Genomic DNA, 18,354 nt, shown 5'->3' with positions numbered 1-18,354 from the left:
GCGCCGCTAGTAAGTGGCGAAGTACTCACTGTGCTCCCATTCGGTGACCTCGTCGTCCCGTACCGCACCGCCTCCGGTGCGCCACTCGTCGTACCTGGCCTGCTCGCTGACCTTCATCAGCCGCAACGCCTCGTGCAGGGCCCCGCCCAGCGTAACGCGGTAATGATCACTCGCCGTGAAGCCCTCCAGCGCCTCGACGAGCGTCGTGGGCAGTGGCAGCGACGTCGTGCCGTGCGGGTCACCCGCGGGCAGCCCCGGTTTGAGCTGCTGGTCCACGCCGTCCATCCCCGCGCTGAGCTGGCTCGCCAGGTACAGGTACGGGTTGGCCGACGGCTCGCCGGTGCGGTTCTCCACGTGGCTGCCGGGGTCGCCGTTCGCCCCCAGCACCCGGAGGAACGCCCCCCGGTTCTCGGTCGACCAGACGATCCGGTCGGGTGACAGGCTGAACCCGGTCCGCATGCGGCGGTAGCCGTTGATCGTCGGCACGCACAGCAGGCTCGCCGCGGAGGCGTGCTCCAGCAGCCCGCCGAGGTAGGACATCCCGAGCTCCGACAGCACGTCCGCGCCGGGCTCGGCGACGAACAGGTTGCGGCCGGTCTCGCGGTCGGCGAGCGACTGGTGCAGGTGCCAGCCGCTGGGGTCGAACCCCGGCAGGCCGGGCAGCGCCATGAACGACGCGTGGTAGCCGTTGCGGGCCAGCACCTGCTTGGTGATGGTGCGGAACAGCAGCATCGCGTCGGCGGCGTCGAGGCCGTCCATCGGGCTGAAGGTGAACTCCAGCTGCCCCGGTCCCGACTCGTGCTCGACGGTCCGCAGTGGCAGGCCCAGCGCCAGCAGGGCGTCGAGCACGGGGTCGATCACCGGCATGACGGCGTCGAGCAGCGAGTCGGAGTTGAACTGGTAGCCGCCGTTGACGTGCTCCACCGCGGGCGGCGCGCCCTGGACGCCGAACCCTCCGGGCGGCGGGAGTGGCTGCGTGGTCAGTCGGGTGAGGTACCACTCGACCTCCAACCCGACCACGTAGCTCATGCCGCGGGCGGCGAGCAGCTCGCACTGGCGCTTGAGCACGGCCCGGCTCGACAGCGGGTGCGGCGATCCGTCGCGGAGGTGTTCGTCGCCGATCACCCATCCCGTGGGGCGGCCGGTGTGCGGCAGGACGCGGAAGGTGCGCGGGTCCGGCACCACGATGAAGTCGCCCGCCCCGGTCAGCTCCGGGATGCCGATTCCGCCGCCCTCGGCGAAGAAGTCGACGGCGACCGCGTGCCCGGTGTCGAAGACGAACGGGCCGGGGCTGAAGTCCATGCCGTTGCGCAGGATGGTGCGGAACACCTCCGTGCTCACGGTCTTGGAGCGCGCGACGCCGTGCGGGTCGCCGTACACGACCCGCACGAAGTCCACCGAGTCCAGCTGCGCCTCCAGCGCGGCGGCCGCGGCGTGCTTCTCGTCGTCCCACAACCCGTGCCGGGCGACGAAGTCCGTCTGCCCCGCCGCTTGCGCGAGGTAGCTGTCGCTGTTCACCATTGATCCTCTCCAAGGTACTGCTGGTGCCACGGGCGGGCGTTCTCGATCCGTTCGGCGAGGTCCAGCACGAGGTCGTCCTCGTGTCGCCTGCCCGCGAGGTGCAGCCCGACGGGGAGTCCGGCCGCGGTGAAGCCCGCCGGGACGGAGACCGCGGGCTGGCCGGTGAGGTTGAACGGGTACGCGGCGCGGCACCACGCCAGCCAGTCGAGGTCGGCGCCGGTGTCGGGCCGCCACCGGTCGACCGCGAACGGCTCGATCCACGCGGTGGGCGAGGCGAGCACGTCGAAGCGCTCCATCAGCGCGTCGACGTGCTGGACGAGCCGCTGCCGCTCGGTCAGCGCGTGCGCGAGGTCGGCGGCCCCCAGGCGCCGCCCGTGCTCGACCACGCGTAGCCGGAACGGGTCGGACAGCGCGTCGTCCTCGGGCCGCTGGCCCGCGTCGAACGCGGCGAGGATGGTCACCAGGTGCGGGTACGGGTCGGTGAACGGCAGGTCGACCTCGACGACGTCGCCGAGTTCGGCCGCCGCGTCCCTCGCGATCGACTCCACCTCGGCGGACCCGCCGGTTTCGCCGGGCCAGCGCAGCCACGCGACCCGCACGCGGTCCGGCGCGGGACGCCGGGGCGGGCGGACCACCGACAGCGGGTCGTCCGGGTGCGGTCCGGCGATCACCTCGGCGACCAGCCGCGCGGTGGCCACGTCACGGGCCAGCGGGCCGAGGTGCGACAAGCCCTCGGGGCTCAGCGGCACGTAGGGCACGTGGCCGAACGTCGGCTTGTAGCCGACCACCCCGCAGAACGCCGCGGGAATCCGGATCGAGCCCGCGCCGTCGGTGCCCAGTGCCGCGACGCCGATCCCGGCCGCCGTGGCTGCCGCGGCGCCGCCACTGGACCCTCCCGCGCTGCGGGTGCGGTCCCACGGGTTCGCCACGGACCCGGTGACCCGGTTGACGGTTCCCGCGCTCCAGCCGAACTCCGAGGTGGTCGTCTTGCCGAGCAGCGCCGCACCCGCGGCGCGGAGCCGCGCCACGGCGGGCGCGTCCCGGTCCGGCACCCAGTCGGCGCACAGCAGCGACCCGCGGGTCGTGCGCACCCCCGCGGTCGGCGTCAGGTCCTTGACCGACACCGGGACGCCCAGCAGCGGACGGCCGTGCCAGGCCTCCTGGCCGTGCGCGAGGATCAGCCGCTCCGCCTCGGCGGCCTGCGCCAAGGCCAGGTCCGCGGTGACGGTGGTGAACGCGTGCAGCTCCGATTGTGCTCGCTCCAGCAGGTCGAGCGTCGAGCGGACGTGCTCGGTCGGGGACACTTCCCTGTTCGAGTAGTGGGCGCGCAGTTGGGCCGCGCCCGCGTAGCGCAGGTCAGCCATGGAACCTCTCGTACCAACTCTTGCCGAAGTCCACGACCTTCGGGTCGTGCACGGACATCGCCTGGTACAGCTGCTTGAGCAGCAGGGCCGTGGCGATGGCCCCGCGCAGCTCCGCCACCGTGAACGCGGGCAGGGACGTGCGCATGAGCCGCAAGTCGTAGAGACCAGGCATCGCGCGGCCGTCGTACTCGATGCCGAACGGCACGCGGATGGCGTACCGGACGCCGAACGCCACGTGCCCGGTGTGGTGCTGGTCGGACCATGACGCCACGTCCGGCATGGTCGGCGCGAAGAACCAGTCGTCCCGACCGGGCTCGCGTTCCACGATGCCCAGCGTCGAGGGCAGGTAGTGCCAGGTGTTGAACCGCATCCGGGCGCTGTAGGCGGACAGCGCCCGCGTCAGGCCCGGCGTGAATTCGCGGAACCGCTCCACGAACGCCTGCCGGGGCGCGACGCAGCAGTAGAAGTCCCCGGTGCCCAGCCCGAGCGGGTCCACCTCGTGCTCGACGCGCAGCGGGTCGAAGGTCTCCGGTCCCCTGCTCATCGCCACGTCGGCGTCGAACGCCTCGGCGGCGGTGGTCACGAACGCGTGCAGGACCGCTTCGAACGCCGTGGTGAACCCGTCCGGCGCGGCCGCGTCGACGAGTCGCCCGGCCAGGTCGGCGAACAGCGGGGCCAGGTCGGCGATCCGGGTGTCGACGGGCGAGTCGACCCCGAGGAGTTCCGCTAATCGGCCCATGACGGCCTCCGGCGCGTCGCCGAGCACCGCCGGGGTCGGCAGCAGGTGCTCGGACTTGTGCAGGTTCAGCCCGTTGATCACGCGGTAGGGCGTCGACTCGCCACCGCCGACGGTCTGCTTGCGCAGCTCGGCGCACCGGGCGGCGAGTTCCTCCAGCTGCCGCAGGCTCGTTCCCCCCGGCAGCGCCCCTCCTCCGTAGGTGCCGATGCGCTCGACCAGGAAGTTGCGCAGGGTGTCCGGGTCGAGTTGGGTCCCGTTGAACTCCTCCAGGCGCACCGGCGGCCCGGACATCAGCAGGACGTCGGCGCACGCCACGAAGCAGGCGTCCACCGGGTTCCAGTCCGCGACCGGGGTCGCGCGCAGGCGGTTGAGCAGCGACCGGGGATGGCTCGCGGACAGCGACTTCCCCGGCAGCGTGCCGGCCTTGGTCAGGTTGGTGTAGACGTGCTCGTCGACGTAGATCAGCACGGGAGCCATGTGCACCACGGCGTGCTCGATCCGCGCCAACCGGGCGTGGACGTCGGCCTCCGGCTCCGCGACCAGTTCAGCGTGCAGCGCGAGGACGGCCCGCGCGGTCCGGTCGTGCTCGGCCCGCGCCCGCGCCTTCACGTGGGCGGGGTCGACGTCGCCCCACCTCACCCCGCCGAGCGGGAACGCGTCGTCGGGCCCCTCGGCCCCGTCGAGCCGCACGGCGAGCCTGCCGGTGCGGGTGAGGAACAGTCGGTCGTCGGTGTCGGGGGCGGCGGTGTTCAGGTGGATCCCCGGACAGCGCAGCAACTCCACCAGCACCTGGTCCGCGGCGGTGAGCGCCGCGGACCCGATGTCCTCGCCGAGGCGGCCGTCCAGGGTCAGGGCGATCTTCGTGACCACGGCGACGTCTCGTGACGACCGCGCGACTCGCGCGACGTCGGCGACCAGTTCGGTGAATCCTTCGGACTTGAGCGAGACCACAGTTCCCCTTCCCGTGGCTGGCATCCACCGGATTGATCAGGGGAAGCCGGTCCGTTGACGAGCGACAGATGGGACAAGACGAACCCGGTCCGCGTGCTCACGCGCGCATTTCCGCTTCGCGGACCGCCGTGTGACCGCGCACCGCGATCGAGGTGGCAATCGCGGCGAGCACGAAGACGAGGATCATCAACAACAGACCCGGCATGCCCCAGGGCAGCACGACGGAGGTCATCAGCACCGGGCCGACGATGAGCTGGCCGGTGTAGCCGAGGCTGAACAGGCTGAGGTACTGGGCGCGCTGTTCGGGGGCCGACAGCAGGAACGACAGCTCCCACCCGGCGATCGAGTGCAGGTTCTCGCCCACGGTCAGGAGCACGACCGCCCCAGCGAGGAGGCCGATCAGCACCCAGGTGTCCCCGCCGCCGCCCGCCGATCCGAGGAACAGCGAGGCGATGCCCAGCGCCACCACCGACCATCGGAGCAGCCGCAGCGCACCGCCGAAACCCTTGCCGTACGCGGCCAGGCGCACCTGGATGAGCACCGTGATCGCGGTGTTGAGCATCAGCAGCACCGAACTGGCGGTGGGCGAGAGGCCCGCTCGCTGCACCACCCACAGCGGGATGAGGATGAACAACATGCTGTCGTGCAGCATCAGGGCCGCGTTCGCGACCGCGACGACCATGAACCGGCCGTCCCGATAGACCGTCTTGGGCCGCTTCGCCTTGTCCGGCACGGCGGCGTCGCGCCCCTCGATCCCCCGCGTCGCCGCGACGGTGACGAACGAAACGAGGACGAAAGCGATGCCACCGACCACGAACAGCACCTGGTACGCCGTGCGGGAGTGGAAGAGCTGGACACCCGCGGCGAAGAAGAAGCCGGTGGCGAGGCCGATGTTGTTCACCGTCCGCATCGACGCCATCGTGCGGGTCCGGTCACCCTCGCCCTCCATCTGCCCCACGAGCACCTGCAGCAGCGGCAGCGCCGCTCGGCTCGCGGCGGTGAAGAACGCGGTGACCAGCAGGTAGCGCCAGTAGCCGTCGACCAGGACGTAGCCGGCCATGCCGAGGCCGCGCAGCACCAGCAGCGCGACGTAGACCTTGGTCACCCCGATCCGGCGGGTGAGCCGGGCGATCGGCATCGGCACGAGCAAGCCGCACGTGTTGGCCAGCGTGAGCGCGAGGCCGACCGACGCGGCGGGAATGCCCACGTGCTGGACGAAGTACAGCGTCGCCACCGCCTGGTACAGGCCGGTCGCGACGGCGTCGAGCAACGCCCCTGCGGCCAGCACCCGCCCGCGGTGGCTGCGCGGCAGCACGCCGCTCAGCACGGGATCCGCCCGGCGGCCGCCACCACGAAGGCTTTGAACAGCGACTGCGCCCCGCCCACCTCCGGGTGCCACTGCACGCCGATCACGAACTCGTGGTCGACGAGCTGGAGGCTCTCCACCATGCCGTCCGCGCTGCGCCCGGTGGCCACGAGACCGGCCCCGAGCACGTCGACCGCCTGGTGGTGGTAGCACGCGACCGTCGTGGACGGGCCGATCACCGAGCCCGGCAGCAAGTCCTCGACCATGTCCACCGCCACCGTGCCGAACCTGCTGCCCTCGGGCTGGTGGTCGGTCGCGGCGATGTCCTGGCGCAGGGTGCCGCCCCGGACCACGTTGAGCAGCTGCATGCCCCGGCACACGCCCAGCACCGGCAGCCCGGCGTCGATGGCGGCGGCGAGCAGCGCCAACTCCCACTCGTCCCGCTTCGGCTCCACGCCGCTGGTGCGCTCCTCCCGCTCCGCGCCGTAGCGGGCCGGGTCCACGTCGGGACCCCCGACGAGCAGCAGCCCGTCGAGCCACGCGACCAGGTCCGCCGCCTCGGCCGGTCCGCCGTCGGGCGGCACCATCAGCGGCAACGCTCCCGCGTCGGCCAGCGGGGTGAGGAAGTCCCTGGGCACCAGGGAGGCACTGCGGTTCCAGCCACGCCAGGACGCGTTCTCCTGGTACGTGGTGACACCGATCCGGGGCGCTCTGCTCGTGGTCATGGGGTCAGTGGATCCATCACCCAGGCCGAGTTGTGCTGCTTGAACCCGATGTGGGGGTAGTACTCCACGGAGGCGGGCGCGGACAGCAGCACGATCTTGGCGCGGGGAGCGGCTTCCCTGGTCTTCGCGATCAGGTCGCGGCCAATCCCCTTGTGCTGGAACTCCTGGTCCACGGCCAGGTCGGACAGGTACGTCGCGTACGACCAGTCGGTGACGCACCGCGAGATACCGACGAGTCGATCGTCCACACGGGCCACGACGATGAGGTTCGCGTTGCGCACCATGTCCCGGAAGCGCTCGGTGTCCCGCACCGGGCGGCGCTCCCCCAGGGTCGACGCGTGGTAGAGCGCAGCGACCTCGGCCACGTCCAGGTCGGCGCCCTGGACGACTTCACACTTCCACATCTAGCAACTTCTCCATTCTGTCGCGAAGGACGTCCCGCCGTCCGAGGAACCGTTCCGGCTGGAACTGGGCGGCGGTCGTGGGGACGCCCCGGTCCGCCAGCGTGTCGGCGAGGTGCTTCCCGGTCTCGGTCGACTCCAGCGCGGCCGCCTGCACCACGCGGTAGGCCCTGTCCCGGTCCTCGCCCGCGTTGACGAGGTCCAGCAGCACCTCGGAGCTGTAGATCAGGCCGTGAGTGGCCTCGAGGTTGTCCCGCATCCGTCCGCTGTGGACGGTGAGGTTCGCCATGACGTCCGCGGCCTTGCTCACCTGGTAGTGCGCGATGGTGAACGCGTCGGGGAACGCCACCCGCTCCACCGACGAGTGCGCCAGGTCGCGTTCGTGCCACAGGGCCACGTTCTCGTAGGCCGCGTTGGCGTAGGCACGCAGCAGCCTGGCAAGACCGTTGATCCGCTCGCTCGTCGTCGGGTTGCGCTTGTGCGGCATGGCGCTGGAACCCTGGTACTCGCTGGTCCGCGGTTCCTCGACCTCGCGCACCTCGGTGCGCTGCAACAGCCGGAGTTCCAGGCCGATCTGCTCGACGACCGAGCCGAGCAGGGCCAGCGCCGACATCAGCTCGGCGTGCCGGTCGCGGGCGACGACCTGGCTGGGCACCGGTTCCACGCCCAACCCGAGCCGGTCGCACACGTGCCGCTCGACCGCCGGGTCGATGCTGGAGTACGTGCCGACCGCGCCGGAGATCGTGCCGACGGCGACCGCCGCGCGGGCGGCGCGCAGCCGGGTGATGCTCCGGTCGACGGCGAAGGCGTGCAACGCCAACTTCTGGCCGAACGTGGTGGGCTCGGCGTGGATGCCGTGCGTGCGGGCCACGCACACCGTGTCCCAGTGCTCCTTCGACCGCCCGACCAGCACCGCCCGCAGCCGGACGGCCTCGGCCAGCACCAGGTCGCACGAGGCGGCCAGGGTGCGGCCCAGCGCGGTGTCCACGAGGTCGTAGCTGGTCATGCCGTGGTGCACCCACCGGCCGTGGCCGTCGGCGATCGTCTCGGTGTACGCGGCCAGGAACGCGAGGATCTCGTGGTCGCGGGTGCGTTCGAACTCCTCGACGCGAGCGGGCGCCGGCACCTCGCCCGCGCGGATCGCGGGCAACGCCTCGGCGGGCACGACGCCGAGCCGCACCTGCGCCTCACTCGCGAGGACCTCGACCTCGACCCACGAGGCGTACTTCCGCTCGGGGGTCCAGAGCCCCTTCATCTCGGGGAGGGCGTACCGGTCGATCACAGCGGCCGCCGCCCCCACAGCGCGAGGCTCCGCTGGTTCGCCTCGATGGGTCCCTTCGCCAAGTCGGCGCGCAGGGCCACGATGCCCGTCGCGAACGCCTCGTCGTCGATGAGGTGCAAGCAGGAGTGGGACTTGTCCTCGAACTTGGTGGCCTCGTGCAGCGGATAGGTGCTCTCGATCATCCGCTCGTAGAGGTCGATGAACCCGGCGCGCGCGAGGTCTCCCGCGAGAGCCGGAACGGGCTGGTAGCGCGCGAACTCCACCTCGATGGTGGCGGGGAAGTACTTCGCCATCGGGATCCGGTTGCGGATGGCCCAGTCGGAGTCGGTGACCGTGACGAAGTGGCCACCCGGCTTCAGTGCCTGGAACGCGCGTTCGAAGTAGCGAAGCGGCTCCCGCACGTAGTGGATCATGTCGACCGACATGACCAGGTCGAAGCTGTTCGCCGGGAAGTCCAGCTCCTCGGCGAGACCCGCCCGCAGGTCCAGTTCCTCCGGGTGCTCGGCGGCCTGCTTGCGCATCTCGGCCGACGGTTCCACGCCGATGCACCGCGCGCCCGTGGTGCGACGCACCGCGGCGAGGTGGTTCGCGGTACCGCAGCCCACCTCCACGACGGTGGAGTCCGCCGTCACGCCCGCGCGTTCGACGATGTGCTCGACCAGGCCGGGGTAGGGACGCCGGTGCTTGGCGTACTCGGTGGCCAGGTCGTCGTAGTCCAGTGCCGTCACAGCTCTTGTCTCCCGTTGTCGTCCCACGACTTCCTGGCCTGGTCGAGGTACCAGGCGACGTAGCCGAAGGTGGCCAGCCAGGCTTCCGGCGTCCGCAGTGACCGCTCGTACTTGAGCCACCCGAGGAGCGACGTGGCCGCGCCGATGAGCAGCCGGGTGCGCGCGTGCCCGTCGGGACGCGGCAGCCCTTGCAGCATCACGGCTTTCAGCTTCTCCACGGCATCCGGGAACTCGACGGGCAAGCGCAGCGAGGACAGGTCGAGCACGTCCGCCGCAGGCCGCACCGGGTCGCCGAACAGGTCGCCGGTCGTGTCGGTCTCGACCGCCCGCAGGATCGCCGCCATCGGGAACACGCCGTGCAGCAGCGTGGAGAAGTCGAACACCGGGTCGCCGTACCCGACGTCCGGGCGGTCCCGCCCCTCCCACACGGTGCGGGGGTCGATGAGCACCGCGCTGCCGTCGGCGCGCAGGAGCATGTTCGCGGCGTAGATGTCGCCGTGCACCGCGCTGCCGTGGTCGGGCAGCAGGCCGGGCACGATGTCGTCCAGCCCGCGCACCGACTCCCGGTAGGACGGCAGGTCCACACCGCCGGGCAGGAGCACCCGCGCGTCGAGCACGTCGTCCAGTTCCGCGTTCCCGAACAGGGCGCGGAACGTGGAGACGAACGCGGGTTCCACGGGCAGCGCGTGGTAGCGCTCGCGGTAGAGGTAGTCGGCGACGGTAGGCCGCCGGTCCGCGACGGTGAGCCGGTACCAGGCAGAGACCTGGTCGAGGTGCGCTTCCAGGCGACCGAGGGCGTCGTCGGCGAGCGTGGTGCGCCCGTCGTCGGCGAACAGGAGCGCGATGGGCATCGGCTCGCCCGCCTCCATGAGGCTGACGGCCTGGCCACCTTCGACGCGGAGTCCGTGCACCACGGGGAAGAGCGCGCGCCTGCCCTCGCGGGCGAGCAGGTCGTTCACCTCGCGGGCGAACCCGACCTCGCCCGCGATCGCCTCCGCCTCACCGATCTTCGCCACGACCTCGCGGCCGTCGAGGTGGAACTGGACGACCCCGCGCGAGTCGGAACCGGGCTTGTGCAGGGTGGTGAACCGCGGCTGGTCCACCACGTCGGCCGCGAAGTCCCGCAGCCGGGCCCGCTCCAGCACGTCGACGAAGTCGGAGCCGGTCAGGCACGTCCCGTGCAGCGAGCCCCCGAGGACGTAGGCGCCGGGCGCCTGCCCATCCTGCGTGTGGACGCTGAACCCGAAGTGCTGCAACCGTTTGCGCACAAGCGCGTCGGCAGGCGTCCCGACGAGTACGACAGCGGGCAGACCCGCGTCGAACGACGGGTCCTCCCGCGCCAAGGCGGCGTACAGGCCGCTCAGTTCGACCGCGGTCGCCGACCGCACAGCGGAATCCCCCATGACCAACCATTCGTGAACACGGGCCGTCCCCCAGGCGGTCGGGCCTTATCAAGGGCCACCGTATACACGGCGTGGAACCCTGTCGATGATGAATGGACATCTCCCGTTAATACGTCAGCCAGTTGGCGTACAACTGAGGCAGGGCTCGCCAACCACGTGACAGAGGGCGACGGAAGTCGATTTCGGCGACCCCGATCGACGCGGGCACCCGTCCGGCGCTGAGCCAGAACACCCGAGGTCAGTCGCGCGGACCCCACCGCTGCGACAGTGCCGGAAATGGACCGGCAGTCGGCGGGTCGCCGGCTTTTATCATTCGCCGACCGACCTGAAAGCGGCCAATCGAAGTTCATTCATTCACGATGTCTATCGCGCCCATAAGGGCGCCGGCCAACTGGTGGCGAATCGGCCTGCGGACGCGTATGCGGCAGGACGACGTGGACGCGTTCCTCGACGATGCCGATGCCGCCGCCGTGACGGCGTCCCGTACGCCGCCGACCCCCAGGCAGATCGATGGCCGCACCCCCCACGACCGCCGCACGACAGAGAGGGGAGCCAGCGATGGCCACCGCGGTGCAGCGGGCCACCAAAGCCGAACAGCGGGCCGCGTGGTGGGCACGGCTCAACGATCGTCAGCAGTCTTGCCTGCCGGTCATCTACCACGCTGATCAGGAGGCGGAGGGCTTGAGTGCCAGCGCGTGGGTCAATGGCGAGAAGGCCGGGCCGGCGACGCAGTGGCGGTGACCGGAGTACGGGATCACCACAACCCGCATGCCTGATGCCAACGGCCTGTACCGCTCGAAAAGTGGTCGCCGCTGGTGGAGCCAGGCGGTGTCACCGTGCTGGGAGCACGGCCTGATCGTGCCCCCTGCTGTACAAGGTGACCAGGAAGCTGCTGTCCGTCCCGTCGGTGGTGCTGAGCACCGAGACGGCCAAGGATGCCGAGTTTCTCGTGCTGCGGCACGAGAACGCGATACCCCGACGGCGGCTGACGGGTCCGATCCGCTACGAACCCGCGGACCGGTTCTGGTTCGCCGCCTCGTCCGGGTTGGTGGATCGACGCCGTTGGCGGGAGGTCTTCCCAGTCATGCCGAGCACCCTGCTCGCCTGGCACCGCAGGCTCATCGCCCGCAAGCGGGACCACACCGCACATCGACGCACCCGACGTCCACCGACACGAGCACCGGTCAAGACACTCGTGCTGCGGCTTGCCAGAGACAACCGGCCCGACCTGGCGAGAATTCCTCACCGCCCAAGCCGAGAGCATCATCGCCGCGGACTTCCTGCACCTCGACACCGTGCTCGGCACACGCCTCCACGCCCCGGCCCTTCTCGAACACCACACCCGACGCCTGCACATCACCGGCGTCACCACCCACCCGACCCAGGCATGGACAGCCCAGCAAGCCAGACACCTCGCCACCGACCTCGGCACCCACATCGGGTCCCTGCGATTCCTGCTCCGCGACCGCGACGGCAAGTACGGCCACGCGTTCGACCCTGTCTTCCAAGCCGACGACCTGCGCGTGCTCAAAAGCGCGCCATGGGCCCCCGGATGAACGCCCACTGCGAACGAGTCATCCGCACCATCCGACGCGAACTCCTCAACCACATCCTGATCATGGCTGAGGGCCACGCACGGCAAGTCCTGAAAACCTATGGAGAGCAGTCCGCATCCGTAGGCTTCGTCGGGGCCGATGCCGGTGAGCATCGCGGTGCGGAGCAGTTCCGGGTCGGTGATGGTGAGGCGTCCTTCGAAGGAGACCGCGCGCATCGTGACGGGGTGCCGCATGCCTTTCTTTTGAACGCGGTAGCCGGTGGTGTCCGCAACGCGCACCTCGTGCGGGGCGGAATCGCCAGCGGCGCCGGTGATGCCAGGGGCTGCGGTGTCGGTGCGGGAGGCGGGGACGGTGAAGCCCCACTTGGTGGTGCGGCGCAGCAGCCAGTCGATCTGGTGGGCGACGGTGCGGTGTCCGACCCGCAGTCCGCGTGACGGTCGCTCCTGGCCGTAGTGCAGTCGCGGACCAGGGCGTGCTCGCCCTCGGCGTCGGGCCACCCGGCTTGTTCGACGATGTGGGTCCAGCGTGCAGGTGTTCGAAGGTTGTGCCGGCACCTCGAACGCGGGGTTCCGCGCCGAAGTCGAAGCCGAACAAGCCCTGGCTCGCGGCGAAGACCTCGCCATGACGGTCGACCGCCACGAACACGAACGCCTTGCCGGCCCGGCCGCCGCAGAAGTCCGCACCCGACTGCGTGAGTACCCAACAGGGCCCTGTGCCACAACGGCACCCGCCAAGGCCCCTCGCTCGACGACTGCCAGCCACTGGCCTGTCGCAACGTCGCGCTCACCACCGACGACCGCGACGCTGGCAGGAAGATCTGACCACAGTGGACAGCACGCTCACCACCGGGGACGCGCTCGCACCCCACGTGCGTGACCGGTTGCAGCAGCGGCGAACACAGATCAGTCGACTCCTGGAACCCACCGAAGCCCAGCTCCAAGCGATCGCCGACACGCTGATCGCCGAAGCACACGCCGGAACCACTCGACCCAGCGTCAGGGCGCGGGCCGAAACGGCCGGCACCACACGGCCCACGCCCTACCGCAATCACCCAGCCCTCGTCGAACGGTTCCGTGCTGCGATCACCACCCGAACTACCGCACCACCCTCTACACCAACACCAGCGCAGGCCTTGCGCGAGCGGATCACCAAGCTCCGGCAGGAGAACGAACAACTGCGCCTGCACGTGGAGCTCTACGAGGAACACATCCGGCGGCTCACCGTCGAGAACACCCGACCCGTCAACGAACTTGCCGCCCGCGGCGGTGTCACCGACATGACCACGTACCGACCGCGACAGCCCACCGCGCCGTGATCACACACCGAGGCAGAGGTCGGCGGCCGCAGGTGCGCGGAGGTCCTGTTGCCCGCCGGTTGACCCTGACGCAGGGTCAACCCCTCAGCATGGTTGCCATGACCACGAAAGCCAGTCACTTCAAAGTCCACCACAACGGCGTCACGATCCGGGTCTCTCGCGGTGGCCGGGGACAGTTGCTGGTCCTGTGTCCCGGGCTCCTCACGACACAGGCCGACCTGCACGAGCTGATCGAGCTGCTACGCCGCGACTACGACGTGGTGACCTTCGACCTCAGGGGCCATGGCCTCTCCTCGCCCGCCGACCGGTACACCTTCGAGGCGTTCCTCAGCGATTTCGACGCCGTGATGACGGAGTGGGGAAACCGCGGTCTGCCGTCGGCGCCCGTGCTTGTGGGACACTCGCTGGGCGCGGACCTGGCCGTGCACCACGCCGCCGAGCATCCGGACGCCGTGGCCGAGCTCGTCCTCATCGACGGCGCGAACCCGGTGCCCGAACCGTTCATCACCGAGGCCGACCTGCCGGAGTTTCGCGCGATGGCCGAGGGATTGCGGCACGAGTTCGAGCGGGCCGAGGGCACCGCGCGTCAGGTGCTGCTGACCCCTCAGGACTTCCTCGACCTGAACCTCGAGATCGAAGTGGTGCGCTCCGGCATCCTCGACCGGTACCGGAAGATCGACCGTCCGATACGCATGATCATGTCCACCTCGATGGCCGGGAACAGCGGTGAAGGGCGTGCGCAGTGGCGCAACCAGAACTGGCGGGCCGGCATCGAGCGGCTCGTCCGCGAACGGCCGCACGTCTCCACGTCGTGGCTCGACGCCGACCACCGGCTCGTCGTCACCCACGCTCCGGAGATCGCCCGGCTGATTCGCGATACACGGAGGCCAGCCGGCCAGGCGGCATCCTGACCAGCTCCAGGGTTGAGGACACTGGACCGATGCTGACCATCGGTGAGCTGGCGTCGTACGCAGGGGTGACGGTGCGCGCGGTGCGGCACTATCACGCCAAGGGGCTGCTGCCGGAGCCCGAGCGGGACCACTCCGGTTACCGGAGGTACGACGCCGGTGCCGTGGTCGAGCTGATCAGGATCAGGACCCTCGCCGAGGCCGGGGTCCCGCTGTCGAGGGTGCGGGAGCTGCTCCAGGCCGACGGGGAGGAGTTCGCCGCGGCGGTCACCGACATCGACGAGCGGCTGCGGGCGGAGATCCGGCAGCGGCAGCGGCATCGCGAGCGGATCGCCCGCCTTGCCTCCGGGGACAGTCTGGTGCTGCCCCCGGAGGTGGTCGAGGTTCTCGACCGGCTGCGGGCGCTCGGCGTCGACGAGCGGATCGTCCAGGTCGAACGGGACGGCTGGATCCTGCTGGCCGCGCACTCACCCGAGCGAGTCCCGGAGTGGGCGGCGCGCAAGTGGGAGCAGATCGCCGACCCACCGCTCATCGACTTCTACCTCACCCTGGGGCAGGCTCTGGACCAAGTCGACGACGATCCAGATCTGGTCGAGCTGGCAGACAAGCTGGCCACCTACATCACGTGGATGGCCGACGAGCAGGACGAGGACTATGTCGGCGACACCGAGGTCGAGCCACCGTTCGCCAAACTGATGGACACACTGGCCTTCGACACCGCCCCGCCGGCTCGTCGACTGATCGAGCTGCTGAGGACGCGCGGCTGGACCGGCTGGACGAAGCTCGAACGCGTGGACCCGGCACCGGGTGCGGCCGGAACACGGAAGGAAGACACCACCCTTCGACGCCCCCCGCATTAGACCTGGTCTCAAAACTCCAGGGTGTGTCACTGCGCAACCTGCCGGTCCTGGTCGTCGATCGTGGGCGGTCATGGCGAAGACGACGCAGCAGCGGCGGGTCGAAGACCGGCTCCGGGAGCTGATCGAACCCCTGATCCCGTCCCGACCAGCACCGCGCGGTCCGGGTGGGCGGCCCCGGATCGATGACCGTGCCGCGCCAGAGGGGATCTCGTTCGTGCTCGACACCGGCTGCCGCCGGCGAGACCTACCCGAGCAGCTCGGACGCGGTTCCGGGCACACCGCGTGGCGGCGGTTACGTGAGTGGCAGGACGCCGGCGTGTGGGACCGGCCGCACCAGCCCGTGCTCGACGAGCTGTCCAACATCGACGAGCTCGACTGGACCAGGGGCTGCGTCGACGCGGTGTCGGTGCGGTCGACAAGGGGGGCGAGCTGACCGGCCGCAGCCCCGCTGACCGGGGTAAACCGGCTCCAAGCACCACGTTCTGCGCGACGCGAACGGGCTACCGCCGCACAGCGTGTTGTCGGCGGCAAACGCCCACGACAGCATGCTGTTCGAGCCGCTGCTGGACACGAACCCGACCGTGCGCGGCCACCACGGCCTGCCGGGCCGGCCACGATGCCGACCGGACAAGCCGCACGCCGACAAGGGCTACGACTACCGCCGCTGCCGCCGCCACCTGACCCGCCGCGGTATCAAGGTCCGTATCGCCCGGCGCGGGATTGAGGGCGAGTCCCGCCTCGACCGGGTCCGCTGGGTCGTCGAACCCACCATCTCCTGGCCGCTGCGGTTCACACGCCTCGGGCTGCGCTACGACAGGACCGAACGCACCACGCCGGCGCTGCTCACACCGGCCTGCACCGTGATCAACGTCCGCAGCCGCGTTGCCGACGGCACCATCGACGGGGATGAACGAGCACTCTCGTCGGGAAGTGATCAGCCATCGGTGGGGCCGCCTCGTCAGAGGCGTTCGATGCGGTCGGCCTGCGGGCCCCGGTCGCTCTGACGCACCGCGTACCGGACCCGGTCACCCTTCTGCAGCGGCTCCGACCCCATGATCACGGACACGTGGGCGAAGAGATCGGCGCCGCCTGCGTCCGGGGTGATGAAGCCGAAGCCGCGGTCGCCGTCGTAGCGCGCGACGACGCCCTCGCCGCCTCGTACGGGCACGCCCCGCGCGGCCGGCCCCGCGGCCGCGGCGGGTGCCGACCGCTGCGGCGCCGTCCGGGGCTCGGCGCCCCGGACCAGGTGCACGTCGCGGGCCTGCGGGCCCTTGTCTCCACTAGCCACCTCGTAGGCGACGCGGTCGCCCTCCGCGAGCCACGTCAGCCCCTCGGCCAGGGCCTTGGCGTGAACGAAGACGTCCCCGGCGCCGGAGTCGGGGTTGATGAAGCCGAAGCCCTTGTCCTCGTCGTACCAGGCCACCGTGCCGTCGGCACCGTCCGAGATACCAGCCGCGGCGGGTGAGCCTGCCCCTGCCCCCAGCGGGATCACGTGCCCGGCCTGCGGGCCGCGCTCGCCGTCGACGATCAGGAAGGCCACCCGCTGCCCCTCGGTGACCACGCCGCCGGTCACGATGGCGGAGCTGTGCACGAAGATGTCGGCGCCGCCGCCGTCCGGCGACGCGAAGCCGTACCCCTTGCCCGGCTCGTACCAGTTGACGGTGCCGAGCAGGCCCACGGCGCTGCCGGTGGCCGCATCGGCGGTGACGCGAACGCGCAGCGCCTGGGGCCCGCGGTCGTTCTCGCCGACCTCGAACACGACGGCCTGACCCTCGCGGAGCATTTTCGCGCCGCCGTCCTCGACGATCTCGGAGGCGTGCACGAACACGTCCGGCGAGCCGTCCTCGGGCGCGAGGAAGCCGAAACCCCGTTCGGCGTCGAACCAACGGACGGTCCCTTGCGGCATCAAAGGCTCCAGGTCGAGAGGGCGGGCACTGGCCCCCAGTCTCCCTGACGGACTTCCGGTCCGTCGGGCCGGGCCCACAAGGCGGGCGGTGCGGAGCCAGGGGCGGGCCGTTGGTTCACCTAGTGCGTTGACCACTTAGGTTCGCCGGGTTGTTCAGGCTGCTCGTGGTCGGCCCCAGCGCTGGTGACGTTCGCTGCGGATGCGGGCTCGTTCACGTCGTTGGGCGGCCAGGACGTCGGGGTGACGGGCGTTGGCGTTGCGCCATCGCAGATAGGCCTGGGTGTCACGGGCGAGCACGGTGTGGTTGGGGTGGTGGGAGTTGCTCATCGTGAAGGTGCGCAGTGGCCCGAATTGCGCCTCGATCGGGTTGGCCCAGGAGGCGTTGGTCGGGGTCAGGCAGAGCTCGACGTTGTTGCGCGTCGCCCAGGCACGGATCTTCGGGGTCTTGTTCGCCGACAGGTTGTCCATGATCACGTAGATCGGTGCGCCGTCCGGCCTTGCCGCTCTGATCGACTTGAGAGCGGCAAGGCTGTGATCAGCACCTTTGCGGCGGCGCATCACGCCCCAGAGTTGATCGTCCCCCAACGAGTAGCAGCCATGGAAGTAGCGGATGCCATGTCTGCGGTGATAGGTCGCGGGCAGCCGGTCGGGCCTGGAGCGCGGTGCCCAGCCGGATCCGTGGTGCGGGCGAATCGACAGCGGTCCGAACTGGTCGAAGGCGAAACACCGCTGTGGGAACCGGGTCGTGACGTGTTCGATCCGGTCCAGCTTCGCGTCGAAGTCCGGGTCGGTGGACTCTTTCCAGGTTCGGGTGCGCTGGAAGGTGATCCCGTGGCCGCGCAGGATTTGTCGGAGTCGTTCCCGGCCGACCCTGATTCGTCGGGCCGAGTTGCGGGTCAGGTGGTCGGCGAGCTTGCGCACGCTCCACCGGGTGAAGGGTTTGCCCAGCTTGGTGGGCCGGGTGGTGGCCGTCGCCACGATGAACAGTTCGTCATCGTGGCTGATCAGGCGGGGACGGCCTCCCGCCCACCGAGGGTCCAGGGCGGCCAGCCCTCGTTCGTTGAAGGCGTGGATGACGTCGCGGACGGTGTCCTCGTGCGCGGCGAGCAGCCGGGCGATCGCGGGTACCGGGGTCCCCGCGGCCGAGGCCATGATGATCGTCGCCCGCCGCACTCGGATCGACTCGTGCTTGCCGCGGCGAGTGATCCGCAGAAGTGTGCGGCCTTCGTCCTCGGTTAACCGTCGTGCTCCGACCGGGTCGGCCATCGGTGTTCCTCACCCTCGACAGCTGTGTCGTCGCTGTCGAGGGTGAGATCAACACAGGCCGCGGTCCAGGACCTTGCCCGGTGTGTCACCAACCCGGTGAACGTTCGTGGCCAACGCACTAGC

General features: G+C 70.4%; 16 protein-coding genes and 2 pseudogenes. 6 read left to right on the top strand and 12 right to left on the bottom strand.

Annotated elements, in window-relative coordinates; genetic code table 11:
• Nucleotides 1-6: 6 nt before the first annotated feature.
• The 9 genes from VFZ92_RS07625 to VFZ92_RS07585 form a co-directional block, all read right to left on the bottom strand.
• Nucleotides 7-1,518, bottom strand: coding sequence for a glutamine synthetase family protein (locus VFZ92_RS07625; RefSeq protein ID WP_330875088.1), 1,512 nt, complete (start codon nt 1,516-1,518; stop codon nt 7-9).
• Nucleotides 1,515-2,885, bottom strand: coding sequence for an amidase (locus tag VFZ92_RS07620; protein ID WP_330875087.1), 1,371 nt, complete (start codon nt 2,883-2,885; stop codon nt 1,515-1,517). The genes VFZ92_RS07625 and VFZ92_RS07620 overlap by 4 nt, the downstream gene beginning before the upstream one ends.
• A complete protein-coding gene (locus VFZ92_RS07615; RefSeq protein ID WP_330875086.1) occupies nt 2,878-4,599 on the bottom strand; it encodes a hypothetical protein in 1,722 nt (573 codons plus the stop codon). The genes VFZ92_RS07620 and VFZ92_RS07615 overlap by 8 nt, the downstream gene beginning before the upstream one ends.
• Before the next feature lie 73 nt (nt 4,600-4,672).
• Nucleotides 4,673-5,902, bottom strand: a complete 1,230-nt coding sequence (locus VFZ92_RS07610; protein WP_330875085.1) for an MFS transporter — start codon at nt 5,900-5,902, stop codon at nt 4,673-4,675.
• On the bottom strand, nt 5,896-6,606 hold the full coding sequence (locus tag VFZ92_RS07605; RefSeq protein WP_330875084.1) for a gamma-glutamyl-gamma-aminobutyrate hydrolase family protein: 711 nt from the start codon (nt 6,604-6,606) through the stop codon (nt 5,896-5,898). The genes VFZ92_RS07610 and VFZ92_RS07605 overlap by 7 nt, the downstream gene beginning before the upstream one ends.
• Nucleotides 6,603-7,010, bottom strand: a complete 408-nt coding sequence (locus VFZ92_RS07600; protein WP_330875083.1) for a GNAT family N-acetyltransferase — start codon at nt 7,008-7,010, stop codon at nt 6,603-6,605. The genes VFZ92_RS07605 and VFZ92_RS07600 overlap by 4 nt, the downstream gene beginning before the upstream one ends.
• Complete coding sequence (gene purB, locus VFZ92_RS07595; protein WP_330875082.1) at nt 6,997-8,289, bottom strand: adenylosuccinate lyase; 1,293 nt, start codon at nt 8,287-8,289, stop codon at nt 6,997-6,999. The genes VFZ92_RS07600 and purB overlap by 14 nt, the downstream gene beginning before the upstream one ends.
• Nucleotides 8,286-9,017: a class I SAM-dependent methyltransferase gene (locus VFZ92_RS07590; RefSeq protein WP_330875081.1), complete on the bottom strand. Its 732-nt coding sequence runs from the start codon at nt 9,015-9,017 to the stop codon at nt 8,286-8,288. The genes purB and VFZ92_RS07590 overlap by 4 nt, the downstream gene beginning before the upstream one ends.
• Nucleotides 9,014-10,420 (bottom strand): hypothetical protein, encoded by a 1,407-nt coding sequence (locus VFZ92_RS07585; protein WP_330875080.1) that lies wholly within the window; start codon nt 10,418-10,420, stop codon nt 9,014-9,016. The genes VFZ92_RS07590 and VFZ92_RS07585 overlap by 4 nt, the downstream gene beginning before the upstream one ends.
• 558 nt (nt 10,421-10,978) lie before the next feature.
• Between VFZ92_RS07585 and VFZ92_RS07580 the strand changes: the two genes are divergently transcribed.
• Both VFZ92_RS07580 and VFZ92_RS07575 read left to right on the top strand, forming a co-directional pair.
• Nucleotides 10,979-11,161 (top strand): hypothetical protein, encoded by a 183-nt coding sequence (locus VFZ92_RS07580; protein WP_330875079.1) that lies wholly within the window; start codon nt 10,979-10,981, stop codon nt 11,159-11,161.
• Nucleotides 11,162-11,625: 464 nt separating this feature from the next.
• Complete coding sequence (locus VFZ92_RS07575) at nt 11,626-11,976, top strand: hypothetical protein (RefSeq protein WP_330875078.1); 351 nt, start codon at nt 11,626-11,628, stop codon at nt 11,974-11,976.
• A gap of 158 nt (nt 11,977-12,134) precedes the next feature.
• Here the strand turns inward: VFZ92_RS07575 and VFZ92_RS42440 are convergent.
• Nucleotides 12,135-12,599, bottom strand: a pseudogene (locus VFZ92_RS42440) (type I-E CRISPR-associated protein Cas6/Cse3/CasE); the annotation flags it as partial.
• Nucleotides 12,600-12,802: 203 nt separating this feature from the next.
• On the opposite strand from VFZ92_RS42440, the gene VFZ92_RS07565 reads away from it, so the two are divergent.
• From VFZ92_RS07565 to VFZ92_RS07550, 4 genes and pseudogenes are all read left to right on the top strand, one after another.
• Nucleotides 12,803-13,291 carry a hypothetical protein gene (locus VFZ92_RS07565; RefSeq protein WP_330875076.1) on the top strand — a complete coding sequence of 163 codons (489 nt, stop codon included), beginning with the start codon at nt 12,803-12,805 and terminating at the stop codon, nt 13,289-13,291.
• Between the two features lie 98 nt (nt 13,292-13,389).
• Complete coding sequence (locus VFZ92_RS07560; RefSeq protein WP_330875075.1) at nt 13,390-14,202, top strand: alpha/beta fold hydrolase; 813 nt, start codon at nt 13,390-13,392, stop codon at nt 14,200-14,202.
• Nucleotides 14,203-14,231: 29 nt separating this feature from the next.
• Nucleotides 14,232-15,059: a MerR family transcriptional regulator gene (locus tag VFZ92_RS07555; protein WP_330875074.1), complete on the top strand. Its 828-nt coding sequence runs from the start codon at nt 14,232-14,234 to the stop codon at nt 15,057-15,059.
• Between the two features lie 70 nt (nt 15,060-15,129).
• A pseudogene (locus VFZ92_RS07550) lies at nt 15,130-15,925 on the top strand (IS5 family transposase); the annotation flags it as partial.
• Between the two features lie 92 nt (nt 15,926-16,017).
• Here the strand turns inward: VFZ92_RS07550 and VFZ92_RS07545 are convergent.
• Nucleotides 16,018-16,965: a cold-shock protein gene (locus tag VFZ92_RS07545; protein ID WP_330875073.1), complete on the bottom strand. Its 948-nt coding sequence runs from the start codon at nt 16,963-16,965 to the stop codon at nt 16,018-16,020.
• Between the two features lie 153 nt (nt 16,966-17,118).
• Nucleotides 17,119-18,231: an IS630 family transposase gene (locus tag VFZ92_RS07540; protein ID WP_330875072.1), complete on the bottom strand. Its 1,113-nt coding sequence runs from the start codon at nt 18,229-18,231 to the stop codon at nt 17,119-17,121.
• Nucleotides 18,232-18,354: the final 123 nt, after the last annotated feature.

Source organism: Umezawaea sp., from assembly GCF_036375055.1.
Classification (GTDB): Bacteria; Actinomycetota; Actinomycetes; order Mycobacteriales; family Pseudonocardiaceae; genus Umezawaea.
The sequence above is the reverse complement of the archived record's forward strand: the minus strand, read 5'-3'. Positions and strand labels throughout refer to the sequence as shown.